This window comes from Psychromonas arctica, assembly GCF_036697365.1.
Lineage (GTDB): Bacteria > Pseudomonadota > Gammaproteobacteria > Enterobacterales > Psychromonadaceae > Psychromonas > Psychromonas arctica_A.
On the sequence record NZ_JBAHZA010000003.1, the window covers coordinates 72,138 to 93,441 of the forward strand.

At 37.5% G+C, this 21,304-nt stretch carries 20 protein-coding genes; 3 read left to right on the top strand and 17 right to left on the bottom strand.

The genetic code is table 11. From position 1 onward, the window contains the following. Window positions 1–7: 7 nt before the first annotated feature. The 3 genes from V5290_RS04370 to V5290_RS04380 all read left to right on the top strand — a co-directional run bounded on the left by V5290_RS04370 (window position 8) and on the right by V5290_RS04380 (window position 3,101). Entirely contained in the window at window positions 8–571 is a 564-nt protein-coding gene (locus V5290_RS04370) for a YceI family protein (protein ID WP_333382269.1), read from the top strand. Between the two features lie 314 nt (window positions 572–885). Further along, window positions 886–2,328, top strand: coding sequence for an anti-phage deoxyguanosine triphosphatase (locus V5290_RS04375; protein WP_333382271.1), 1,443 nt, complete (start codon window positions 886–888; stop codon window positions 2,326–2,328). Window positions 2,329–2,468: 140 nt separating this feature from the next. After that, entirely contained in the window at window positions 2,469–3,101 is a 633-nt protein-coding gene (locus V5290_RS04380) for an SGNH/GDSL hydrolase family protein (protein WP_333382272.1), read from the top strand. An 86-nt stretch (window positions 3,102–3,187) separates the two neighbouring features. Here V5290_RS04380 and V5290_RS04385 read toward each other — a convergent pair whose 3' ends face one another. From V5290_RS04385 to fabF, 17 genes are all read right to left on the bottom strand, one after another. Then, window positions 3,188–4,417, bottom strand: a complete 1,230-nt coding sequence (locus tag V5290_RS04385) for a hypothetical protein (protein ID WP_333382274.1) — start codon at window positions 4,415–4,417, stop codon at window positions 3,188–3,190. Between the two features lie 107 nt (window positions 4,418–4,524). Further along, a complete protein-coding gene (locus V5290_RS04390; protein WP_333382276.1) occupies window positions 4,525–5,319 on the bottom strand; it encodes a PoNe immunity protein domain-containing protein in 795 nt (264 codons plus the stop codon). Beyond that, complete coding sequence (locus tag V5290_RS04395) at window positions 5,316–6,065, bottom strand: PoNe immunity protein domain-containing protein (protein ID WP_333382278.1); 750 nt, start codon at window positions 6,063–6,065, stop codon at window positions 5,316–5,318. Before V5290_RS04395 ends, V5290_RS04390 begins: the two co-directional genes overlap by 4 nt. A 350-nt stretch (window positions 6,066–6,415) precedes the next feature. Further along, window positions 6,416–7,858 carry an FAD-dependent oxidoreductase gene (locus tag V5290_RS04400; protein WP_333382280.1) on the bottom strand — a complete coding sequence of 481 codons (1,443 nt, stop codon included), beginning with the start codon at window positions 7,856–7,858 and terminating at the stop codon, window positions 6,416–6,418. Window positions 7,859–7,936: 78 nt separating this feature from the next. Beyond that, window positions 7,937–8,611: a phosphoglycolate phosphatase gene (locus V5290_RS04405; RefSeq protein ID WP_333382281.1), complete on the bottom strand. Its 675-nt coding sequence runs from the start codon at window positions 8,609–8,611 to the stop codon at window positions 7,937–7,939. Between the two features lie 342 nt (window positions 8,612–8,953). After that, window positions 8,954–9,760 (bottom strand): hypothetical protein, encoded by an 807-nt coding sequence (locus V5290_RS04410; RefSeq protein ID WP_333382283.1) that lies wholly within the window; start codon window positions 9,758–9,760, stop codon window positions 8,954–8,956. A 136-nt stretch (window positions 9,761–9,896) separates the two neighbouring features. After that, window positions 9,897–10,604 carry a Sir2 family NAD+-dependent deacetylase gene (gene cobB / locus V5290_RS04415; protein ID WP_333382284.1) on the bottom strand — a complete coding sequence of 236 codons (708 nt, stop codon included), beginning with the start codon at window positions 10,602–10,604 and terminating at the stop codon, window positions 9,897–9,899. A 293-nt stretch (window positions 10,605–10,897) separates the two neighbouring features. After that, entirely contained in the window at window positions 10,898–11,203 is a 306-nt protein-coding gene (locus V5290_RS04420) for an integration host factor subunit alpha (protein ID WP_113820660.1), read from the bottom strand. A gap of 3 nt (window positions 11,204–11,206) precedes the next feature. Then, window positions 11,207–13,594 (bottom strand): phenylalanine--tRNA ligase subunit beta, encoded by a 2,388-nt coding sequence (gene pheT / locus V5290_RS04425; protein WP_333382287.1) that lies wholly within the window; start codon window positions 13,592–13,594, stop codon window positions 11,207–11,209. 12 nt (window positions 13,595–13,606) lie between these two features. Next, on the bottom strand, window positions 13,607–14,587 hold the full coding sequence (gene pheS / locus V5290_RS04430) for a phenylalanine--tRNA ligase subunit alpha (protein ID WP_333382289.1): 981 nt from the start codon (window positions 14,585–14,587) through the stop codon (window positions 13,607–13,609). 166 nt (window positions 14,588–14,753) lie between these two features. Then, window positions 14,754–15,365, bottom strand: a complete 612-nt coding sequence (locus tag V5290_RS04435; RefSeq protein ID WP_333382291.1) for a fumarylacetoacetate hydrolase family protein — start codon at window positions 15,363–15,365, stop codon at window positions 14,754–14,756. A 27-nt stretch (window positions 15,366–15,392) separates the two neighbouring features. Then, window positions 15,393–16,169: a TatD family hydrolase gene (locus V5290_RS04440; protein ID WP_333382293.1), complete on the bottom strand. Its 777-nt coding sequence runs from the start codon at window positions 16,167–16,169 to the stop codon at window positions 15,393–15,395. Beyond that, entirely contained in the window at window positions 16,159–17,214 is a 1,056-nt protein-coding gene (holB, locus tag V5290_RS04445) for a DNA polymerase III subunit delta' (RefSeq protein ID WP_333382294.1), read from the bottom strand. The genes V5290_RS04440 and holB overlap by 11 nt, the downstream gene beginning before the upstream one ends. Continuing rightward, the gene (gene tmk / locus V5290_RS04450) at window positions 17,215–17,868 is read right to left on the bottom strand and encodes a dTMP kinase (protein ID WP_333382296.1); all 654 of its coding nucleotides are present in this window, start codon (window positions 17,866–17,868) and stop codon (window positions 17,215–17,217) included. A 1-nt stretch (window position 17,869) separates the two neighbouring features. After that, window positions 17,870–18,865, bottom strand: coding sequence for an endolytic transglycosylase MltG (gene mltG, locus V5290_RS04455; RefSeq protein WP_333382298.1), 996 nt, complete (start codon window positions 18,863–18,865; stop codon window positions 17,870–17,872). A gap of 5 nt (window positions 18,866–18,870) precedes the next feature. Beyond that, a complete protein-coding gene (pabC, locus tag V5290_RS04460) occupies window positions 18,871–19,728 on the bottom strand; it encodes an aminodeoxychorismate lyase (RefSeq protein ID WP_333382300.1) in 858 nt (285 codons plus the stop codon). 172 nt (window positions 19,729–19,900) lie between these two features. Next, a complete protein-coding gene (fabF, locus tag V5290_RS04465) occupies window positions 19,901–21,142 on the bottom strand; it encodes a beta-ketoacyl-ACP synthase II (protein WP_333382302.1) in 1,242 nt (413 codons plus the stop codon). Window positions 21,143–21,304: the final 162 nt, after the last annotated feature.

Below are 21,304 nucleotides of genomic sequence, written 5' to 3' on the forward strand. Positions count from 1 at the left end.
AAGCACCATGAAAAAAGTACTGATCGCATCAGCGTTAAGCGCAGTTATGGCTTTACCCGTGAGCGCAATAGCAGCAGATTACAAGATAGATACGACACATGCCTTTGTTAACTTTAAGGTCAGTCACTTGGGTTATAGCTTTATCCAAGGCCGCTTTAATAAATTTGAAGGTAACTTTAGCTACGATAAAGCTGATGTAGCAGCTTCATCAATCACTTTTGAAGTCGATACAACCAGTTTAGATTCAAACCATGCTGAGCGTGACAAACACTTAAAAGGTTCGAAATATATTGGTGCCGACAAATACTCAACTGCTACTTTTGTTAGTACAAGTATCGCTGAAAAAGCAGATGGTGGATTAACCGTAACGGGTGATATGACCTTCCACGGAGTTACAAAACCAATTGTTGTTGACGCTAAGTTAGTTGGTGAAGGTGATGATCCATGGGGCAACTACCGAGCAGGTCTAGAGGGAACAACTCGCCTAGAACTAGCTGAATTTGGTATGGATGTAAAAGGTGCTTCTACCTATGCTGACTTAGACATTGTGTTTGAAGGTATACGCCAGTAACATTTTCGGCATTAATAGGACTCAGCTCCTAAGTATGTCGTCGATATTTTGTATTAAAGAAATATCGACGACATTTAAAGAGAAGTTAAGTTAGACAATTGCTCATTTTATTTAATCTGCACTTAATTAACGGCCTTTATTAAGCAGTAAAATTTACCACCTACATTTATCTGTTGCCTGTCCGTGAAAAAATTTCAATCACCAGATCCAAGCCTCCTCATTGTTAAAATATAAAACTTCAATCACTTAGCTATATTTTTCATCCTAAAAACAAGCTACACTTTTTATGTGATTAGCAAAACGAGGGTGAATATATGACTTTAGAGACAAACACAATAACAACGAATAACCTGCAAGAAGCTAACGACACAGAATTACATTTAGACCAAAAAAAGTCTGCTCTTAGTGTTTCAGATAGTTGGCTAGAACGATTAACAGCAGAGCCTAATAAAAATAGACGTTTAGACCAGCGAAGCGCATTCCAGCGAGATAAAGCTCGAGTATTACATTCCGCAGCTTTTCGCCGACTACAATCTAAAACGCAAATTCACAACAATGGGCTAAGTGACTTTTATCGTACTCGATTAACTCACTCCTTAGAAGTGGCACAAATTGGCTCTGGTATTATTGCTAATTTGAAACTTATTCAACCAGAATTTCGTCCTTTATTATCAGGCTACAACTTAATAGAGACTATTTGCCTAAGCCACGATATCGGCCACCCGCCCTTTGGACATGGTGGTGAAACTGCACTTAATTATATGATGGCTAAACACGGTGGTTTTGAAGGTAATGCACAGACTTTTAGAATACTGACTCAACTAGAACAATATACCGAACACAATGGCATGAACCTGACTCGCCGAAGTTTATTAGGCGTTTTAAAATATCCATTATGCTTAAGTGAATTAAGCATGCCTTATCCTATCGATAACTTACGAAATTTTCGTCAATTGAACACCGAAGAGTGGATGCCAGCTAAAGGGATTTATGACCACGACAGACATTTATTAGAGGCCGTATTATCGATATTATGTGAAAGTGATCGAAGTCTGTTTGCCAGTACTAGGACGCCAGATGCAAAGGCAGAAAGTAAACAGCACTTGAAAACAAAATATAAATCCTTTGATTGCTCCATCATGGAAATAGCCGATGATATAGCCTATGGCGTGCATGACCTGGAAGATGCGATCGCGATGGGGATTATTAACAAAGCGTTATGGCAAGAAAAAGTAGTACCGCAACTAGCTGCAATAGAAAATTTTTGCTTACATGAAAAACTTCAAGAATTGACCGACAACCTTTTTTCTTCGCAGCACTTTAAACGTAAAGATGCGATAGGCTCTTTAGTGAATGCGCTTATTACTTCTATTACTATTCAACGTGTTGATAAACAGTTTAAAGAGCCATTACTGGCTTATAATGCTTATTTAGATACTGCTATGTTTAAAACCTTAGAAGTATTAAAGAAATTTGTATTAACCTATGTTATTCAAAGTCCAGATTTACAGATCCTAGAATACAGAGGACAACAAATTGTTATGGAGTTATTCGAAGCTTTTGAATCAGGTCCTTTACGTTTTTTACCAGAAAGAGCAAAACACTTATGGAAGTTGCATGAGGGAGATGTATCACGCCAACAACGTGTAATTGCTGATTATATTTCAAGCTTAACCGATAATCATGCATTACGATTACACGCTAGTTTATTTAGCAGTAACCAAACGGCACCAATGATCGGTGAACATGCTTTTTAATAACTAGGCTTTTAATAAGTATACTTAATAAAACGGTGCTTAATAGCACCTTTTTTGTTTAATTAAAAACTCGACTTACTGACATTGTTTTCTTATAAGTTATTGGATACTCTAAAATAAACTTAAATGAGATTTGAACAATGAAAACTATTCTATGCTTTGGTGATTCTAATACTTGGGGATACTCCCCTTCTCTCACTCGTCGTTATAATGAATCAGAACGATGGACAATGTTACTGCAATCCCAATTGCCTAATGAATATCGCATCATTGAAGAAGGCTTGAATAGCCGCACTACCGTATTTGAAGACCCCATTGAAGCGGGTAAAAAAGGATTAGATTACCTTCTTCCTTGTTTAGGCAGTCATCACCCTGATTTGATTATCATTATGCTGGGCACGAACGATGCTAAGTCGAGATTTAATCTCACTGCAAGCGACATTTCTAAAGGTGCGGCACGTTTAGTTGAGGTTGCTAAAAGCTTTAATCCTGGTTTTACCAAAAAAGCACCGGATGTTCTTTTAATTTCGCCAGCACAGATATTAGAGTTGGAAAATGGTAAAGAAGGCTGGGAAGGCGCTCAAGCTAAATCCAAACAATTTGCGCACTATTATGAACTCCGTGCAACCGAGTTAGATTGCCACTTTTTAGATGCAGCTAAGTTTGTTGAGCCGTGTCAAAAAGAAGGAATACATTGGCTTGAAGAAGAGCATAAAAAACTAGCTAATAAACTGAGTGAATTAATCCCTACAATTTTGCCATTGGATGGGTGAAACTTAACTTATAAATGCTAAGCAACCTAGACATTAGAGTTTATGAAGGCCACCTATTCTGTATTTATAAATATTAATACCCTATTTTATATTTTTATTCTCACACATCTAAGAGACATACTATCTTCTAATGGACCACTAAAGCAGAGGCTTCCCTTAACTTTTTTCGGGCGCTCTTGTCCGTAATATGGATTTTTAAAATTTTCCATTTTTTGATCAAAATGATAGATTTGATTAAAAAGTGCCAACTTTGCTTCTAAATCGAAAAACCTAGCAGCATATTCATCGAATGATGGTGATGCGATTCCCAATAATATATTACCGGTATAGTTTCTTACCATGGAAGAACTTGGTCTTAAAGCACTCTCAACTTCAATATATTTTACAAAATCATGTGGAGGCATTTTTGTTAGGGATTCAATTTGTTGATACATAGGAATGGTTGCATTGATTGTCATGTTTGGCTTATACAGCATACGGATCACCCACCCAGGAAAGTTGCTATCTTCCTGAAAAAAATCTGGGGCTTTATCTAAGTCTAAGAATGAATAATAACCTATTGCAAACTCTCTTGCCGCTACCATGTAAAAACTTTTTTCTGAATCAGTTAAATTAGGGAGTTCATCGGTATTCAGGCCTTCTTTAGATAAAACAATACTATAAACATCTATAATTTCTGAGAGTTTTGAAAGGTACACAAGCTTTCCAATCATGGTATCTTGCAACTCCATGGCTTTTCTTAGCTTATTGAATTGAGTTAATAATAAATCAATAGCCTTATCTGTCTCTCCATTTTTAAATATTGATATCGCTTTAAGTACTTTAATACGTTCAGCCTTACTAATATATTGATATGGGGGAAATAACTCAGTAATTGTTGGCTTTGATAACGTACTGTATTCATCAAACTCCAAGAATCTATTCGAACGAGAAATTAAAACTCGATGTTTGTCTAATAGCTTTTCAACATTAACCTTAGAAGAAAACATGAATGCTAAGCAACCCTCTTCCCCTAAAGTACAAAACTCATCTCCTTGAGGTAAAGGTAACTTTTCTGATTCTGGATAATCAATGACTTGGTAATTTGTATCGATATTCAGTTTCTGGTATTCCTCTAGAATATTTTTACCAGTCTTTATCGGGTCTTCATTTTCTTTTGCAAAAATCCCATAAAGATATAGGAAAGATTCGCTATTCCTATCAGTATCAATACGATTAATAAAGTTTTTAGCATCATCACTTAGTTCATCATCTATTTGACTTAACAAAATAAAAATAATGAAAATGGAAATAAGAATATAAACGACTTTCTTCATGAATAAATATAATCCTAGCTAATAAGCATAAACACGTAATAAGCACTAACAAAAAGAATTAGCTTTAATCATCAAAAGCACCCAACTGAGATAGTTCTCAAGTTACTTTAAATATCAGACAACAAGCCTTTAGGATAAAACTCGTTATTACCTATAGGGTTAGACAAGTTAAATAAGCTCACCACTAAAGCGGCTTCAAAACACCAATATCCAATGTAGTAATCTGTATAAACAAATTCACAATCGCAATCATGATTTTCGTACCAATCGGCCTCTTCTAAACTGTCATACCATTCATTAATAAACTTACCGAGTAACGCAGGCTGCTCCAGAGGTGAAGCTGTAATTGCGTCATATAACGACTGATAAGTTTCTGGATAGTATAAATTATCAGGACAAGCCGTGTTAACACGCCCTAATTTACTCGTAATACGGGCTAATAGCGCATCATTTTCATCAACACAAACAAGCTCTAGCACACTATCAATATGTGATTGTTCTACATCACAGGCAGTTAACAACGTTAGCCACCACAACACATAAATATAACGATTAATATTAGCAGAGCCACAAGCCTCGCCCCATTCACCCAATTTTTCAAAGTCATAACGGTAACATTGGTGTGCAGATGGCAATTTATCGGCCGTAGTCGATAATTGACGGCGGTAATCCAATATTGCTAATACCGCGGTTTTAATCGTAGCAAGCTCACTACCGGCAGAATAATGCGCAACCGCACGCATAATGGACAATTGAAACAACTGCTGGGCTGCATCAACTTGCAGAGAAATAGAGGTAAAAACCTTATCATCCAAAGCCTGCTGTGTTTCTTGCAACGCAATATCTAAATCAATCAACAATTTGTTGAAATAAGTTACATCTCGACGACTATCTCTAATCACTGCTCGCTCCAATGTACTAAATCTTTCGGGTAATATTCATGGTCAATGAATAAGCTGTCGTCAATTCCGTAAAGTTTAGTGACCAAAGCGGCTTCCCAACTCCAGTAACCATAATATGAGTCATTAGTCATTACGTGAAACTGAGGGCTACCTTCTAATTTATACCAGGCATCCAAATACGCTAACATTAATTTAGGTCGTTTATCAGGTGCGGCCTTTATTACTTTATAAAGTTTATTAAAACGCGTTTTATATAATAATGACTCACTAACAGATCGTTCAGTATCACCAAGTTGTACGGCGATTTCATCTAATAAAGCATCTTGCCCTTGATTAGCGATTAAATCGAGTACTTGTTTATAATAAACTTCCCCCATATCGAGGCAGTAAGCAAAGCTTAACCATTTAAGAAATAGATTACCCATATGATCCTTTCTAATTTCTTCCCAGCCGATACGTTGCTTTTGTTCCTTAAGTGGTAATGCATCAGCGCATTGCTTTTGTTGGATACGGTAAGAAAGCAATGCTTGAAGTTCGGCTTTCAAATCAGATACTTCATCGCCACGGGTATAACGCTGATGTATTAAATACATTACATCTTCGATACATCGATAAGCCGCTTCCAGCCTTTGGGCGGAAGTATATTGCTCTGCTATTATTCTAGATGCCCATTTATTAACATTCGAGACTGACTTTTCAACTCTTGTATTAAAATAAGTTAGATTTTTTATTGTATCTCGTAACATATCATTCTCTTTTGTGTGGGATCTTGAATCACTGTTTATGACAATGTACTAAATCTTTAAGATAAAACTCATTAAATCAAAAACCTATATTACTGGTTAAAATTAAATGCATTAATTTGACAAGGTAAAATAAAAATATTTATAACACATAAAAATCAAACAATTAAGGCTTTCGATTACACTTTAAATCTATGACAAATAAAAATCACTTATTAACAATAAAGATGAAATATGAGCTGCGCAGACTGTTAAAACAGTTTGAAATAGTAAAGACAATAAACAAAAAAATCCCATGACTTGTTAAGTCATGGGATTTTTATTTGAAGCTAGGTATTCGATAAGCTTATTATCTAAACGTAAGACACTTCTTCTTGCTTGATATTACGATAAGCTAAGGCAATCGGATAACCGCGTTCTTGGGTATAAACTTCAGATCGTTGTGTAATCGCTTCATCATTAATCGAGTCAGTGATTGGGAACAAACGAGCACCTACCTTCTGTTTATCGACAAAACCTAGTTCAGCTAACTTTTCAGTTAATGCATCAGCACAGGTTAGTACCGAAGAAGCTTTCACTATTTCACAACGCGCATAATGATTACCTTCAAAAGAGATACCTGCGGTACGTAACGTTGAGTCATCACCTGGTATTTGCTGCGCACCAAATAAAGGCTTACCTGCAACGCTAGCATTTTTAAAAGCAGGTATATACTGTGATAGAAAATCTATCGACAACTGTCCTCTTGCAGTGATTTCTTGCTCTAACCAACCTTTATCTATTTTTCGTAAAAACTTAGCATCTAGCTGGGGCTGAGAGCTATTTTCAGTATTTTCAACTAAACCGTCTTTAAATAAAGTAATATCCTCAGTCATGCCATGCAATTGCACTAGATTACCCGGGTATGGGGTAAATTGAGCCATCCCCTGAGGCGTGCCACGTGTGCCATGAAAAATAACTTCAGGCCAGAAGCCACCAGTACCTTCCCAATGCGTAACGTAAGCGGCTTTAAATTCTACTAAACGATCTCGATGAAATCCTGCTAAGTCATCAATTTCACCGGTTCTAAAACCAGCAGCATTGATCACATAATCAAATTCATACTCGCCTTCTACACTATCTTCAGTGTAATTTAACTGCCATTTTTCTGATTGCTGCGTTAATTTGGTTACCTTGCTGTTAAGATGAATTTGACAGTTACTATTCTTCTCTAAAGACAACGCAGCCGTTGCACCTAAACGGAATACATTCCAGCCAAACTCTTGCACCAGTACGACTGGGAACTTAAGCAAAGATAAGTCAGTATGTTTAGCAAAAGGAATCAACCATTGGTCAGCAGTAGTTGGAACCTCTTGCTCCTCTAGCGTTGCAAGGTGCTCTAACTCTTCTAACTCGACTAAACGGTAGTATTCATTTACTTCGCCTAATACTTTATTACCACTGTCTTTATCGATCAGTTTTTGATACTCATTCTGTAATAAAGTTAACCTTGGTAATAGATCCAATGGTTGCCCAGGATCATGCTTAGGTATTGCAATTACCGTTGGTCGATAATCAATAGAATCAGGATACAAACGTAGCGCTTCAATCGATTCCTCTAATAGAGTAACGCATTGTTCGTCAGGTATCTCTCTGTATAGATTGCCGCCCGCATGTAGGTGACAAATTGGTGGACCATTGACTAGGCTTGTACCCTTTTCAAATAAATCTATTTTTAAGCCAATTTCACTCAAGTACAGAGCAATTGATGCTCCTGCAATGCCACCGCCTATTACTGCAATTTTTTTATCAGACATATCGCTTCTAGTCACTATTAAACCGTTCATATTTGCGTAAAAAAGAGGGAAACCAATCAGTTAAATTTGATTAGTGTCCTAAAGTGTAGCAATGATATTTGCAAAATCATCAAAGCTAACATCAGGCCCATGCTCGTTAATATCTTCGCCGTAGTTATAACCATAAGTTAAACCAATACTCTGCATATTCGCTGCATTAGCGGCTAAAATATCGTTTTTAGAATCACCTACCATGACACACTGCTCTGCAGTTACACCTAATTTCTCACAAGCGTAGTGTAAAGGTAGTGGATCAGGTTTACGTTTTTCTAGGGTATCTCCACCAACTAATAACGAAAACAGTCCGTTCAATGATAAACCATCAAGGATTGGCTGTATAAAGTCATAAGGTTTATTGGTCACAATTGCAAGTTGGTAGCCCTTGTCTTTCAATGCGTGAAGAGATGAAACCACATTAGGATATATCACTGTATCAACACAAAGGTTTTTAGCGTAAAAATCTAAGAAAATGGCTAAAGACTTTTCTAATAATACAGGATCTAAATCTGGGTCAATTTCAGTTTGCCCAGATAAACCGCGTTGTACTAAAACGCTTGCTCCGTTACCTACCCAAGAGCGAATAATAGCAGGTGATATTTCCTCTCGACCAATACTGGTTAACATGTGGTTGATAGCTAATGCTAAATCTGGTGCGCTATCAATTAAAGTACCATCTAGGTCAAACAAGATTGCTTTTTTATCCGTGAATTTCAAAAATAACTCCTACAACATTTTTATTTTTTAGTGTGTGTTCATCTAAGCAGAATGTGTTTAAGAACGCCAATAAAATTTGATATTTATCACAATTATTCATTATTTGTGCATCTTATAAGTGATACGCAGACTCGTTAGATTAAGTTCACTGTTTTTTAGTTTATTTAAATAGATTTAATCAATGACTTAGTTAGTTTTAACCAATTAATCATAAAAATGAGATCGTTGATAGTTATTAAAAAATAGAGTGATTTTTATGGAAAGAGATAAATAGGTATTAAGTACAGTAAAGAAATGTATCACTAAGGGTAGAGAGGACTCGTACCCTTAGGAATAATCAGTTTAAGCTTCAAAACCGCCATGTCGAGAACCGGAGCTTGAATCAGAGCCAGAGCTATCATCAGGACCAGAATCATGATCATTTGTATCGGTCACTGCAATGCTGACCCCACATATTTGGCGATAAACAATCCCTAATACATTAATGCAGTAAGGAATGACAAACAATAAACCAATGCCAGAGGTAATCAAACCAAATACAAATAACACGCAAAAAATAACCAATAACTGTGTAAATTGACCAATGTTTTTATGTACTAATTTAAAGGACAATTTTAAAGCCGTCACAGGAGATGCTTTCTTTTCTGCAATTAATGGATAGACCAAGCAGAATGACATTTTTAAATAAAGTAAAACAAGTACAGATAATACAAACCCTGCACTACCAAATATTTGTCCAAACACCATACTAACGGCATTGGTCATTAAATTAACCATCATCGCAGCCAATGACAATTTTAATAACATTTTAAAGTAATGAAAAAGATGGAAAGAGTTGGTTTTAAGCCCTACCGAATGATGAACGCCCATCATAATTAAACCCGTCATAAGCGGTGGCGCTATTAGCAATGCAAATACAAAAAATAAGGCAATAACTTTAGGGTCGCTTAATGAAGTATCAGTATCTATAAATAAGCTTAACAAAGAGAAAGAGGCTAACATGATAAAAAGGCATGCAGAGACAAGCGGTAAAAAATGTTTACGAGTGACCTTGAAGCCATCGCTTAGCAATTTTTTTAAATCTAAATGGTACCCTTCAGTCAGCGATTTTTTAATATCACCGCCCAATACAAAATATTTTGAACTCATAATCTAGTAACTTCCCTAAATGAAATAACAGCTGTTCAGCAGCGAGTCATTGTAGGGGGTTCTGATAGCATTTCAAGTTTATTCATACTTGGCTAAGTCGATTTAAATTTTTAATAAAACTACCAAGACCTAGCAATTAACTTAAAATTTGTTTAACCAATTCTGGTACTAACTGCGATGCTTTACCTTGTTTAACTTGGTCAAAGTGGCTATGTACTTCACTGGCTTCAAGGTTAATCTCAATGGACTCCGCTCCGCTACTTTTTGCTTCTTCTACAAAACCAGCAGCCGGATAAACTGTTCCTGAAGTCCCAATGGCAATAAATAGGTCTGCTTCAGATAAATGATGATAAATCTTATCTAAACCTATCGGCATTTCACCAAACCAAACAATATGTGGGCGCAGTGGAGATGGATACTGACAACAAGTACACAGATCATCACTATTTAAATCACCTAGCCACTGCACTAATTGATTAGAACTAGGGCAACGTGCTTTTAATAACTCTCCATGCATGTGTAACACACTTTTCGATCCCGCTTGCTCATGTAAGTTATCGATATTTTGTGTTACCAATAAAAAGTCTCCATCAAATTTTTGCTCTAATTCAACTAAGGCATGATGCGCGGCATTAGGGAGGTTAATACCCGAACAAAACTGTTTTCGACGCTGATTATAAAAATCTAAGACTAATTTAGGATCGCGATGGTACCCTTCCGGCGTGGCCACATCTTCTAGTCTAAATTTTTCCCATAAACCATCTTTACTACGAAATGTATCAATACCTGACTCGGCTGAAATGCCTGCTCCAGTTAATACCACTATTTTTTTATATTCGCTCAAATCTTCGGCCCTGATTGTTTATTACCAATAACATTAATTATTCGCTCTAGTTAATTTGCTAATATTTAATGTTCATTACTAGCTTGGGAAGGTTGAAAGTGCAAAGAGGTCACCTTCACTTTCTATAACATTGTAATCTGAACAGTATGACAAATGTGTGTCTGAGCTCATGTAATACCAATGGTATATATTGAGAAAGCCAAATTTTAGGTAAAAAAAAAGCCGCAAAGCGACTTTTTCTAGATAGCAAATGGCTAAACCAGATTTATAAATAATAGCGAAATGCTAATTAATTATTTGTTAGGTTTGTCTGATAAGCTAGTTTCAACTAACTCTTTCAGTTTCTGACCCGCTTTAAAGGTAACAACTCTTCGAGCCTCAATCGGGATATCTTCTCCCGTTTTAGGGTTACGACCAGGTCGTTCGCCTTTGTCTTTTAGCTCGAAACCACCAAAACCAGAAATTTTAACTGGTGAACCAGATTCAAGTGTTGATTTAATTTCCTCAAAGAAAGATTCTACAAACTCTTTTGCTTCTCGTTTGCTTAATCCAATTTCTTCCGATAAGTGTGCTGCTATTTCAGCTTTTGTCAGTGCCATAAATTAATCTCTCAAAGATGCATTAAACTCCGTAGAAACCGCTTCAACTATCGAGCTAACGCTGTCAGCAATCTCTTGTTCTTCCAAGGTACGTGTAGAATCTTGTAATATTAAGCCTATTGCTAAGCTTTTCTTACCTTCTTCAACGCCTTGACCTTGGTACACGTCAAACAAGTTTATGCTAACTAGTTCAGAACCGCCAATTTTTTCTATAAATTTTAGGACCTTACCTGCATTTACTTGTTCATCTACAACAAAAGCAAGATCTCGGCTGTTCGCAGGGAACTTAGAAATATCACCAGCTTGAGGTAGTTGTCTAGTTAATATACTATCAACTTCTATTTCAAAAACAATAGCTTGTCCATTTAATGCAAAAGGTTTCTTCAAACTTGGGTGTAAGCTACCGATATAACCAACATTTACACCATTACGGTAAATACCCGCTGATTGTCCTGGATGCAATGCACTGTGTTTTTCTGCCTTAAACTCAAAACTAGCATCATCAACCGTTAAATCCAATACGGCTTCTAAATCGGCTTTAAGATCAAAGAAGTCTGCAGCACGTGTTTCTATTGACCAATGTTCATCACTAACATTACCGATAATTACACCTGATAACATTGCTTGTTGACGAATACCGTTTTCAGCTTGTTCATCTTTAATGAAACGTAAACCTGTTTCAAATAGACGCACACGATTCTGCTGACGCTTTTGATTTTTAGACACACTTTCTAATAAACCAGTCCACAAACTAACACGCATTGCTGACATATCTTTAGAGATTGGATGCGGTAAAATAAGCGCATCTGCTTCTGGATGTAACTTAAGTTGTTTGTCAGGGTCAACAAAGCTATAAGTAATTGCTTCTTGATATTCACGGTTCACTAACACATCACGGATTTTAGATAATTTTAAACGTGATTCATTGTGAGCAGGCATGGTTAATGCAGCTTGTGGCGCAATATTTGGAATGTTGTTGTAACCAAAAACACGTGCTACTTCTTCGATTAGGTCTTCTTCAATTTCCATATCGAAACGGTAGCTTGGTGCAACTGCAGACCAACCTTCGGTCGTTTCAGTTACTTCACAGCCTAGTTGCGTCAAGATTTGCTGAACACGCTCTGCATCAATTGAAATACCGATTAAACGATCTAGTTTGCTACGACGTAATTCAATAGTTGCTTGTTTTGGTAAGTTTGCTTCGCTCACAGCTTCTGTGATTGGACCAACTTGACCACCACAAATTTCAACTAATAACTGCGTTGCACGCTCCATTGCAGTTACTTGCAATAATGGATCAACACCACGTTCATAACGATGGGAAGCATCTGTGTGTAAACCGTAACTACGTGCACGACCTGCAATTGCTAGCGGAGCAAAGAAAGCGCTTTCTAAGAAGATATCTGTTGAACCTTCTTGTACACCAGAATCTTGACCACCAAAAATACCTGCCATCGCTAGGGCTTTTGATTGGTCTGCAATCACTAATGTATCTGCATTTAATTTAACTTCTTTGCCATCTAATAATGTAAGTTCTTCATCTTGATTAGCTAAACGAACTTCAATACCGCCTTCTAATTTTGATAAATCAAAGGCATGCATCGGGTGACCTAACTCTAGTAAAACATACTGAGTAATATCAACCACAGCATCAACACTACGCACACCACAACGGCGTAGTTTTTCAACCATCCATAATGGCGTTGTTGCATTTTGATTAATGCCTTTGATTACACGACCAAGGTAACGAGGACAAGCTTCAGGCGCTTGTAAGTTGATAGCCACTTGGTCATCAATTGATACCGCAACGTTTTCCCAAGTTGGTTGTGTTGCTTCAATGCTATTTAATACTGCTACTTCACGAGCAAGGCCAGCAATGCCTAAACAATCTGCACGGTTTGCTGTTAAATCAACATCGATAATCACATCATCTAGTTGTAAGTATTCACGAACGCATTGACCAATAGGCGCATCTAAAGGTAGTTCAATGATACCTTCAGCACTTTCTGCCATGCCTAACTCAGACTCACTACACAACATGCCAAAAGATGGCTGACCGCGTAGTTTTGCTTTTTTTATTTTAAAGTCACCCGGTAAAACAGCACCAACAACCGCGACTGCTACTTTAAGACCTAAACGACAGTTTTTAGCACCACAAACGATATCGATTAACTCTTCTTCACCGATATTGATTTTAGTCACTTGTAATTTGTCTGCATCAGGGTGCTGGCCACATTCAACCACTTCACCAACTAATACTTTAGTAAACTCACCAGCAACAGGATCAACGTCGTCGACCTCAAGACCTGCCATAGTGATTTGATGTGTTAATTCATCACGTGTAATTTCTGGGTTAACCCACTCGCGTAACCAAGCTTCACTAAATTTCATTATTATTAACCCTTATTTGAATTGCTTGAGGAAACGAAGATCGTTTTCAAAGAATGAACGTAAATCGTTAACGTTGTAACGTAGCATTGTTAAACGCTCAATACCCATGCCGAAGGCAAAACCTGAATACTTTTCAGGATCAACACCCATTGATTTTAATACGCTTGGGTGAACCATGCCGCAACCTAGTACTTCTAACCAACCGTTTTTACCTTTCACATCTACTTCCGCAGAAGGCTCTGTGAATGGGAAGTAAGATGGACGGAAACGAATTTCTAAATCTTCCTCGAAGAAGTTATGCAAAAAGTCATGCAAAATACCTTTAAGCTGTGTAAAGCTTACGTTTTCCGCAATCATCAAGCCTTCTACTTGATGGAACATTGGTGTGTGTGTTTGGTCGTAATCATTACGGTAAACACGTCCAGGAGAAATAATACGTACTGGTGGCTTCTGCGCTTCCATAGTACGGATTTGCACACCTGATGTTTGTGTACGAAGTACTAAATCAGGGTTGAAGTAAAAAGTATCGTGATCAGCACGTGCAGGGTGATGCGGTGGAATATTCAATGCATCAAAGTTATGGTAACCATCTTCAACTTCAGGGCCATCTTTTACTTCAAAACCTAGCTCACTAAAGAACTCAACAATACGATCAGTGGTACGAGTTACAGGGTGAACGTTACCTTGCTTACTACCACGACCAGGTAGTGTTACGTCAATCGTTTCTGAGGCTAGTTGGGCATTTAAAATTGCCTCTTCCATACCTTTTTTACGTTCAACTAATACCGCTTGAATCGCTTGTTTTGCTTTATTAATTAATTGACCTGCAGCTGGTTTCTCAGCAGGTGGTAATTTACCTAAGCCTTTCATTTGCTCAGTCATTAGGCCTTTTTTACCCAGATACTGTAAACGAATCTCTTCTAATTCATTAGTATCTGCGGCGTTTTCGATCTGTTGTTGCGCGTTAGCAACGATTTCATCTAGATGCTGCATTCAATTTACTCTACTTTATACAAGTGATAAAAAATATGGCTGTAATTTTACGCAGATCAAATAGATATGGCTAGTGCTGAGGTGTGTTTGCGGTAGATAAAAGGCTGGAAATGCATAATTATTTTGTGCATTTCCAGTGCCTAATAGGATGAGTGCTTAATACACCTTATAAGACTGTCCAACTTTGCGAGACTAAAAGTGTGTCTTGAGAAAAAATTTGACCGGTGAATTTATCACCTTGGTTAATTTTACCCACTCCTTTTGGTGTACCAGTCATTAAAATATCATGCTTTTCAAAGGACATAAACTCATTCACTGCTGTGACTATCTCAGCAGGTTTGTAGATCATCAATTGATAGTTGGCCTGTTGAATCACTTGGTCATTAATCGATAACACTAAACTTAATGAATCCACTGGCAGCTCAAAACTAACAAACTCTGAAAATACCGCAGAAGCATCAAAAGCTTTAGCACGCTCCCAAGGTAAAGATTTACTTTTAAGCACACTTTGTACTTCTCGCTTGGTTAGGTCTAAGCCAACGCCAACACCAACAAACTGATTATCATCCATCAAGAAGGAGATTTCTGCTTCATAGTGAATAGCGTCCACCGCATGAGTTTTAATTTCAGTGCTGATCGCAGAGTTCGGTTTCACAAAAATAACTGGCTCTGTAGGCACTTCATTATTTAATTCAGCAATATGCTCAACATAATTACGACCAATACAGACTACTTTTGAAGGGCTAATAGGTTGTCCATCGAATAACACTGTTTGCATGAAAACTCCTAGATTATAATCGGCTAATTAACGTTTTGCGTTTTTAAATAAGGTGAAGTAGTTATTAGTGGTTGCTGCAGCTAGCTCTTCAAATGAAACGCCTTTTAGGTCAGCAACAAACTCCGCTACGTTGTAGGTGTAAGCTGGTTCATTTTCTTCACCTCGATGTGGCACAGGTGCTAAATAAGGCGAGTCAGTTTCTACTAACAACCGATCTAGCGGCACTGCTTTTATCACAGCTTGTAATTCTTTGGCATTTTTGAAGGTAACAATACCAGACACTGAAATATAAAACCCCATTTGCATCGCTTCTTCAGCCATCTCGATAGACTCGGTAAAGCAATGTAAAATACCACCGACTTGTTCAGCGCCCTCTTCTCGAAGAATATCCAAGGTATCTTCACGTGCGCCACGAGTATGGATGATTAGAGGTTTGTTAAGTTTTTTCGCGACACGGATCTGCTTACGAAATGCATCGATTTGCCACTCTTTTGTCTCTGGAGAATAGAAATAATCTAAGCCGGTTTCACCAATAGCAATCACTTTTTCAGCACTTGCATACTCAAGCAATAAATCTTCATTCATCACTGCTTCTTTATATAAAGGATGCACACCACAGGTACTTGACACTTGATCGTAAGGTTTGATCATTTCAGCCATCGCAGGGTAATCTTCTAATGTAACGCAAACACTGAGTAGGTGATTAATCCCTTTTGCTTGTGCCTTTTCAATCACGTCGGCAATACCCGTGTGCTTTTTGGTGTAATCTAATCGGTCAAGGTGACAGTGAGAATCAACTAACATAATGTGTTTCCTTAAATTCGTTCTTTATTTTAATCAATAAAGCGCTTATCAATAACTCTTTCTTTAATGCATTGTGCTCGGTTAATAAGCTACGTGTTTTTAATATTTCTTGGCTTAACATTCGCAAACTTTTAAAGCTTAACTGGGCTTGCCAAAGTTGTAACTGTGGTAATGCAAAGTAATAGATAGCATCCTGATTAAGCTGCTCAGTATTAAGCTTTAACTTATGAGTATCATGTAATAGATGAAAAAGCAGTAATAAATTTTGCTCTGCATCATTGGCCAATAAGCGTGAAAAACTAAATAACTGTTGTGGTTGATAGAGCATATTAAAAACACCTTCCACACATTGCCTACGTGTATCTAAACTTGCATCTTGTTGCAATGCTTTCAAATGGTTTAATAATGCTAACGGACTATTTTGAAACCAACGTAACACGCCTAGGTCGCTCACTTGATAACCCAATTTATACAACCAATTAATTAAGGTTTGATCATCCGGGCTATGTAAATGAGTTTGCTGTAATCGGCTTAGTAACGTTGGCATTAATTGATGATGCGTTCTTGCTAGCAAAATCAGATAACTATCACCCTGCGGCTCTTCTAATGTTTTTAATAAGGCATTTGCAGCGGCTTCAGTAAGTTGCTCAGCACCTTTAATTAATACTACTTTGTTATTGCCTAACTGAGGTCGCTCATTGAGTTTTTCTGTCAGCAAACGAACTTGGTCAATACCAATCGATTTGTTTTTTTCAGCAACTAAAAAATGATAATCAAGATGATTATGAGCACTAAAAAGCTTGCAGGAATGACATTCAAAGCAAGCATCATCATGCTGCTTGTTAGTACATAAAAGATACTGTGCTAATTGTTGCGCTAACTTATATTTACCAATACCAGCACTGCCTGTAAATAACAGACCATGTGCAAATCGTCCCTGCTGATAAGTCTGCTGTAACTGTTGGTAGAAAGGCGTCAGCCAAGGTGTTGACACTTGTTCAAAGCTCGATTCAATCACCTCTGATGTTGCTTTTATATTAGCCATTTATAAACTCGCGTACCAACGATCAAGTTGCAGGTGAATCGCTGCTTTTACTTGCTCAAAATCCTGGCTAGCATCGATACATTCAGCATTTTCTTCTTGTTCTGTGAGCTGTTGAAACACTGCTCGAGAGCGATTAAAAAAGTCGATAGCTAATCGTTCAATACGATCTAACTCTCCACGTCCTCTTGCTCGACTTAACCCTAATTCTGGTTCAATATCTAAGAACAGCGTGTAGTCAGCTTTGAAATCACCTAAAGCTACTTGTTTTATATCATTAATTAATTGTAAGTCGATACCGCGCCCACCACCTTGGTAAGCTAAAGAGGACCAATTATGGCGGTCACCAATCACTACTTTTCCTGCTGCTAAAGCCGGTTTAATTTTATGTTCAACTAGCTGTACACGTGCCGCATACATGATTAACAGTTCGGCTTTATCATCAAGCTGCTCACCTACAACATCCATTTTGACAATATCTCGCATTTTCTCGGCAAGGACTGTACCACCTGGTTCACGGGTTAATTCAATATTTTGTTCGGTGATCTCTTTTTGTTGCAACCAATCCTGAATGTATTGAATAGCTGTACTTTTACCAGCACCTTCTAACCCTTCAATAACAATAAATTTACCCGCTAATTTTTGTAATGCTGGCATCTTATTTTCCTCGGATATATTTATTGACGGCATTGTTGTGTTCTCTTAAATTTTTAGAAAAGTAAGAATTGCCATCACCTTTACTAACAAAATACAGATATTTAGTATCAGCAGGGTGTAAAGCAGCATAAAGTGCTTCTTCGCTCGGCATTGCAATTGGTGTTGGAGGTAATCCAGCTATAGTATAAGTGTTATAAGCCGTTTTCTCTCTTAAATCTTTACTACGAATACGCCCATCATAGCGGTCACCCATACCGTAAATAACGGTTGGATCGGTCTGTAAACGCATCCCTATTTTTAAACGATTAACAAATACCGAAGCAATTTTGTCCCTGTCATTCGCTAGGCCGCTTTCTTTCTCAATAATTGAAGCCATGATCAGAGCTTCATAAGGTGTTTTATAAGGTAGATTTTTATCTCTTTCTGCCCATAGTTTTTCAACGACCGTTTGTTGATGTAAGTAAGCTTTTTTGATAATACTAAAGGCACTCATATCAGCAGAATAATGGTAGGTTTCAGGGAAGAGTAACCCTTCTAATTTAGATGATGTACTACCTAACTTAGCTAAAATAGCCTGTTCATCTTCTACAATAGGTTTAATTCTTTCAGCTTTACTTAACGTTTTCAGCCAATCTTTATAGGTACTGCCTTCAACAAAAGTGACTTTAAACTGATAACCTCGTCCACTGTTTAAAATGGTTAATATCTGCTGTAAAGATGCGGCTTCAGGTAGTTGATAAGTACCTGATTTAAGATGTGTTAATTCAGGGTGTAACTTAGCGACCACTTTCCACCAACGGTCCGAATCTAATAAACCTTGCTCCATTAATTGTGGTGCTAAATGTGAAAAATAACTTCCTTCGGCCAAGGTAAATAATTGTGTTTCAGCCACTCGAGGAGTGTTTAAATAACTATCGACTTGCTGTTTTGCCCAACCAATCATGCCTATTACAATAACAATTAATAAGGCTGCTGCTAAACCAATTTTCTTGATCATATAAATTAACTTCCTTGCTTAAGCAATGTTTGTAGTTCAGTGACAGGCTTAAGATCCTCTACTGAATAATGTCTATCTTGATATTGTCTGACCGCAACAATGCCCATAAGTGCATTAGTTAAACATAAGCATGTTGCTTGATGAATGTCAGCTAAGGTGATCTCTTTTTCAATTACACATATGTGTTCTAGGTTTAAAATACGTGCTCTCATTACGCCAGCGACACCGCTATAATTGAGCTTTGGAGTGATCCATTGCCCCGCTAAGTAGATAAAAACATTTGCACTACAAGCTTCAATAACGTGGCCAAGTTCATCGCAAACCAAGCCTTCTACAGCGCCTAAATCTACTAACTCTTGCTTAATAAATACTTGCTCTAATCGTGCTAATGACTTTAAACCAGCAAGCTGTTTATTGCGCCCTAATTGACTTTGACATTGCACTACTGTAATCCCTGATCGTTGCCATATAAGGTATTGCTCCGGAAATGCTGACAAACTGATAATTCGCACTGTTTGATTGCAACCACTTGCACTATAACCTCGGCCACCACTGCCTCTCGTCAAGATCACCTTTAATACATGATGAGGATGTTCTGCAACTGATTGCGCACTGCTGAAGACTTCTGATTCTAATAATTCCCAATTAACATCAGGAAAAAATAAACGCTTAGCTCCGTCTTTAAGTCGTTGCAAATGCAATGACCAATCACTCACGTCACCGTGTTCAATTTTGATAGTAGAAAATAATCCATCACCATAAGCTAAACCACGATCAGTAGCATCAATGGCTTCGCTGATAATACCGTTAATTAACATGAAGTTACTCATCCAATGTAAAGTTGAATAAAGGATTATACGCATAATCACTGCTTCACTAAATAGCCGATTAAAAATAATAGTCATCGTACTAATTAGCAATACATCATTACTGCATCTAAACACTTTTAAAGGACAATTTTTAGGTATAAAAAAACCCGAACTTATGTATCGGGTTTTTAAAATCAGCAACCAACAAACCGTTGATTTAATCTTACTAGATGCGTTTGAAGATCAACGTGCCGTTTGTACCGCCAAAGCCAAATGAGTTTGACAGTGCATACTCGATATTCGCAGGACGTGCTTTACCATCTGTTACATAATCTAAGTCACAACCTTCGCTTGGGTTTTTAAGGTTGATCGTTGGTGGAGCAACTTGGTCTTTCAGTGCCAATACACTGAAGATAGCTTCGATTGCACCAGCAGCACCTAATAAGTGACCTGTCATTGATTTAGTTGAACTCATCATTACTGAATTTGATGCATCACCCCAAATACTTTTTACTGCTTGTGTTTCAGCAATATCACCTGCTGGTGTAGATGTACCATGTGCGTTGATGTACTGAATATCAGAAGCATCGATACCTGCATCACGAATAGCATTTTTCATTGATAATGCTGCACCGGCACCGCTTTCTGGTGGTGACGTCATGTGGTAAGCATCACCACTCATACCAAAGCCAACCATTTCAGCGTAAATTTTTGCACCACGTGCTTTAGCATGTTCGTATTCTTCAATAATTAATACACCTGCACCATCACCTAATACAAAACCGTCACGAGATTCATCCCAAGGGCGGCTTGCAGTTTCTGGTGAATCGTTACGTGTTGAAAGTGCACGTGCAGCACCGAATCCGCCCATCCCCATTTCAGTTGATGCTTTTTCAGCACCACCTACAAACATCACATCAGCATCTCCATGTTGGATCATACGTGCGCCTAAACCAATGCTGTGAGTACCTGTAGTACAAGCTGTCGTTACGGCGATGTTTGGACCTTTGAGGCCTTTATTAATTGATACATGACCTGAAATCATATTGATGATAGTTGCTGGTACAAAGAAAGGACTTATTTTACGTGGTCCTGTTTTATTATAATTATCTTTGTTTTGCTCGATAACACCTAAACCACCAATACCAGAGCCAATTGCAACACCAATTCGCTCTGCATTTTCTTCTGTAATTTCTAGGCCTGAATCTTGTAATGCTTGTTCAGAAGCTGCCACACCGTATTGGATAAATAAATCCATTTTACGTGCTTCTTTCTTCGGCATATATTCTTCGACGTTAAAGTCTTTAACTAAACCAGCGAATTTAGTTGAAAACTTTTCAGTATCAAAGTGTTCAATATTTGAAATTCCACTTTGACCAGATTGAATAGCCTGCCATGATTGCTCAACCGTATTACCTACTGGTGAGATTATCCCTAAACCGGTTACTACAACGCGACGCTTTGACACTAGACTCTCCTAAAATAAAGCTATAAAAATAATAACTAAAAATTTTTTATACCAATGTATATTAAATCCATGTTGTTAATATTACATAAAATAAAAAATGGCTTAATTTGTGAGGTAAGTTAATGAAATAATGTATTTTTCACAAAACTTACAACAAGAAAT

Excerpts from the sequence above, each read along its gene's own strand:
- V5290_RS04370 (WP_333382269.1), top strand. The coding sequence starts at position 8 with ATGAAAAAAGTACTGATCGCATCAGCGTTAAGCGCAGTTATGGCTTTA.
- V5290_RS04375 (WP_333382271.1), top strand. The coding sequence starts at position 886 with ATGACTTTAGAGACAAACACAATAACAACGAATAACCTGCAAGAAGCT.
- V5290_RS04380 (WP_333382272.1), top strand. The coding sequence starts at position 2,469 with ATGAAAACTATTCTATGCTTTGGTGATTCTAATACTTGGGGATACTCC.
- V5290_RS04385 (WP_333382274.1), bottom strand. The coding sequence starts at position 4,417 with ATGAAGAAAGTCGTTTATATTCTTATTTCCATTTTCATTATTTTTATT.
- V5290_RS04395 (WP_333382278.1), bottom strand. The coding sequence starts at position 6,065 with ATGTTACGAGATACAATAAAAAATCTAACTTATTTTAATACAAGAGTT.
- V5290_RS04400 (WP_333382280.1), bottom strand. The coding sequence starts at position 7,858 with ATGTCTGATAAAAAAATTGCAGTAATAGGCGGTGGCATTGCAGGAGCA.
- V5290_RS04410 (WP_333382283.1), bottom strand. The coding sequence starts at position 9,760 with ATGAGTTCAAAATATTTTGTATTGGGCGGTGATATTAAAAAATCGCTG.
- V5290_RS04420 (WP_113820660.1), bottom strand. The coding sequence starts at position 11,203 with ATGGCACTGACAAAAGCTGAAATAGCAGCACACTTATCGGAAGAAATT.
- pheT (WP_333382287.1), bottom strand. The coding sequence starts at position 13,594 with ATGAAATTTAGTGAAGCTTGGTTACGCGAGTGGGTTAACCCAGAAATT.
- pheS (WP_333382289.1), bottom strand. The coding sequence starts at position 14,587 with ATGCAGCATCTAGATGAAATCGTTGCTAACGCGCAACAACAGATCGAA.
- V5290_RS04435 (WP_333382291.1), bottom strand. The coding sequence starts at position 15,365 with ATGCAAACAGTGTTATTCGATGGACAACCTATTAGCCCTTCAAAAGTA.
- V5290_RS04440 (WP_333382293.1), bottom strand. The coding sequence starts at position 16,169 with ATGTTAGTTGATTCTCACTGTCACCTTGACCGATTAGATTACACCAAA.
- holB (WP_333382294.1), bottom strand. The coding sequence starts at position 17,214 with ATGGCTAATATAAAAGCAACATCAGAGGTGATTGAATCGAGCTTTGAA.
- tmk (WP_333382296.1), bottom strand. The coding sequence starts at position 17,868 with ATGCCAGCATTACAAAAATTAGCGGGTAAATTTATTGTTATTGAAGGG.
- mltG (WP_333382298.1), bottom strand. The coding sequence starts at position 18,865 with ATGATCAAGAAAATTGGTTTAGCAGCAGCCTTATTAATTGTTATTGTA.
- pabC (WP_333382300.1), bottom strand. The coding sequence starts at position 19,728 with ATGCGTATAATCCTTTATTCAACTTTACATTGGATGAGTAACTTCATG.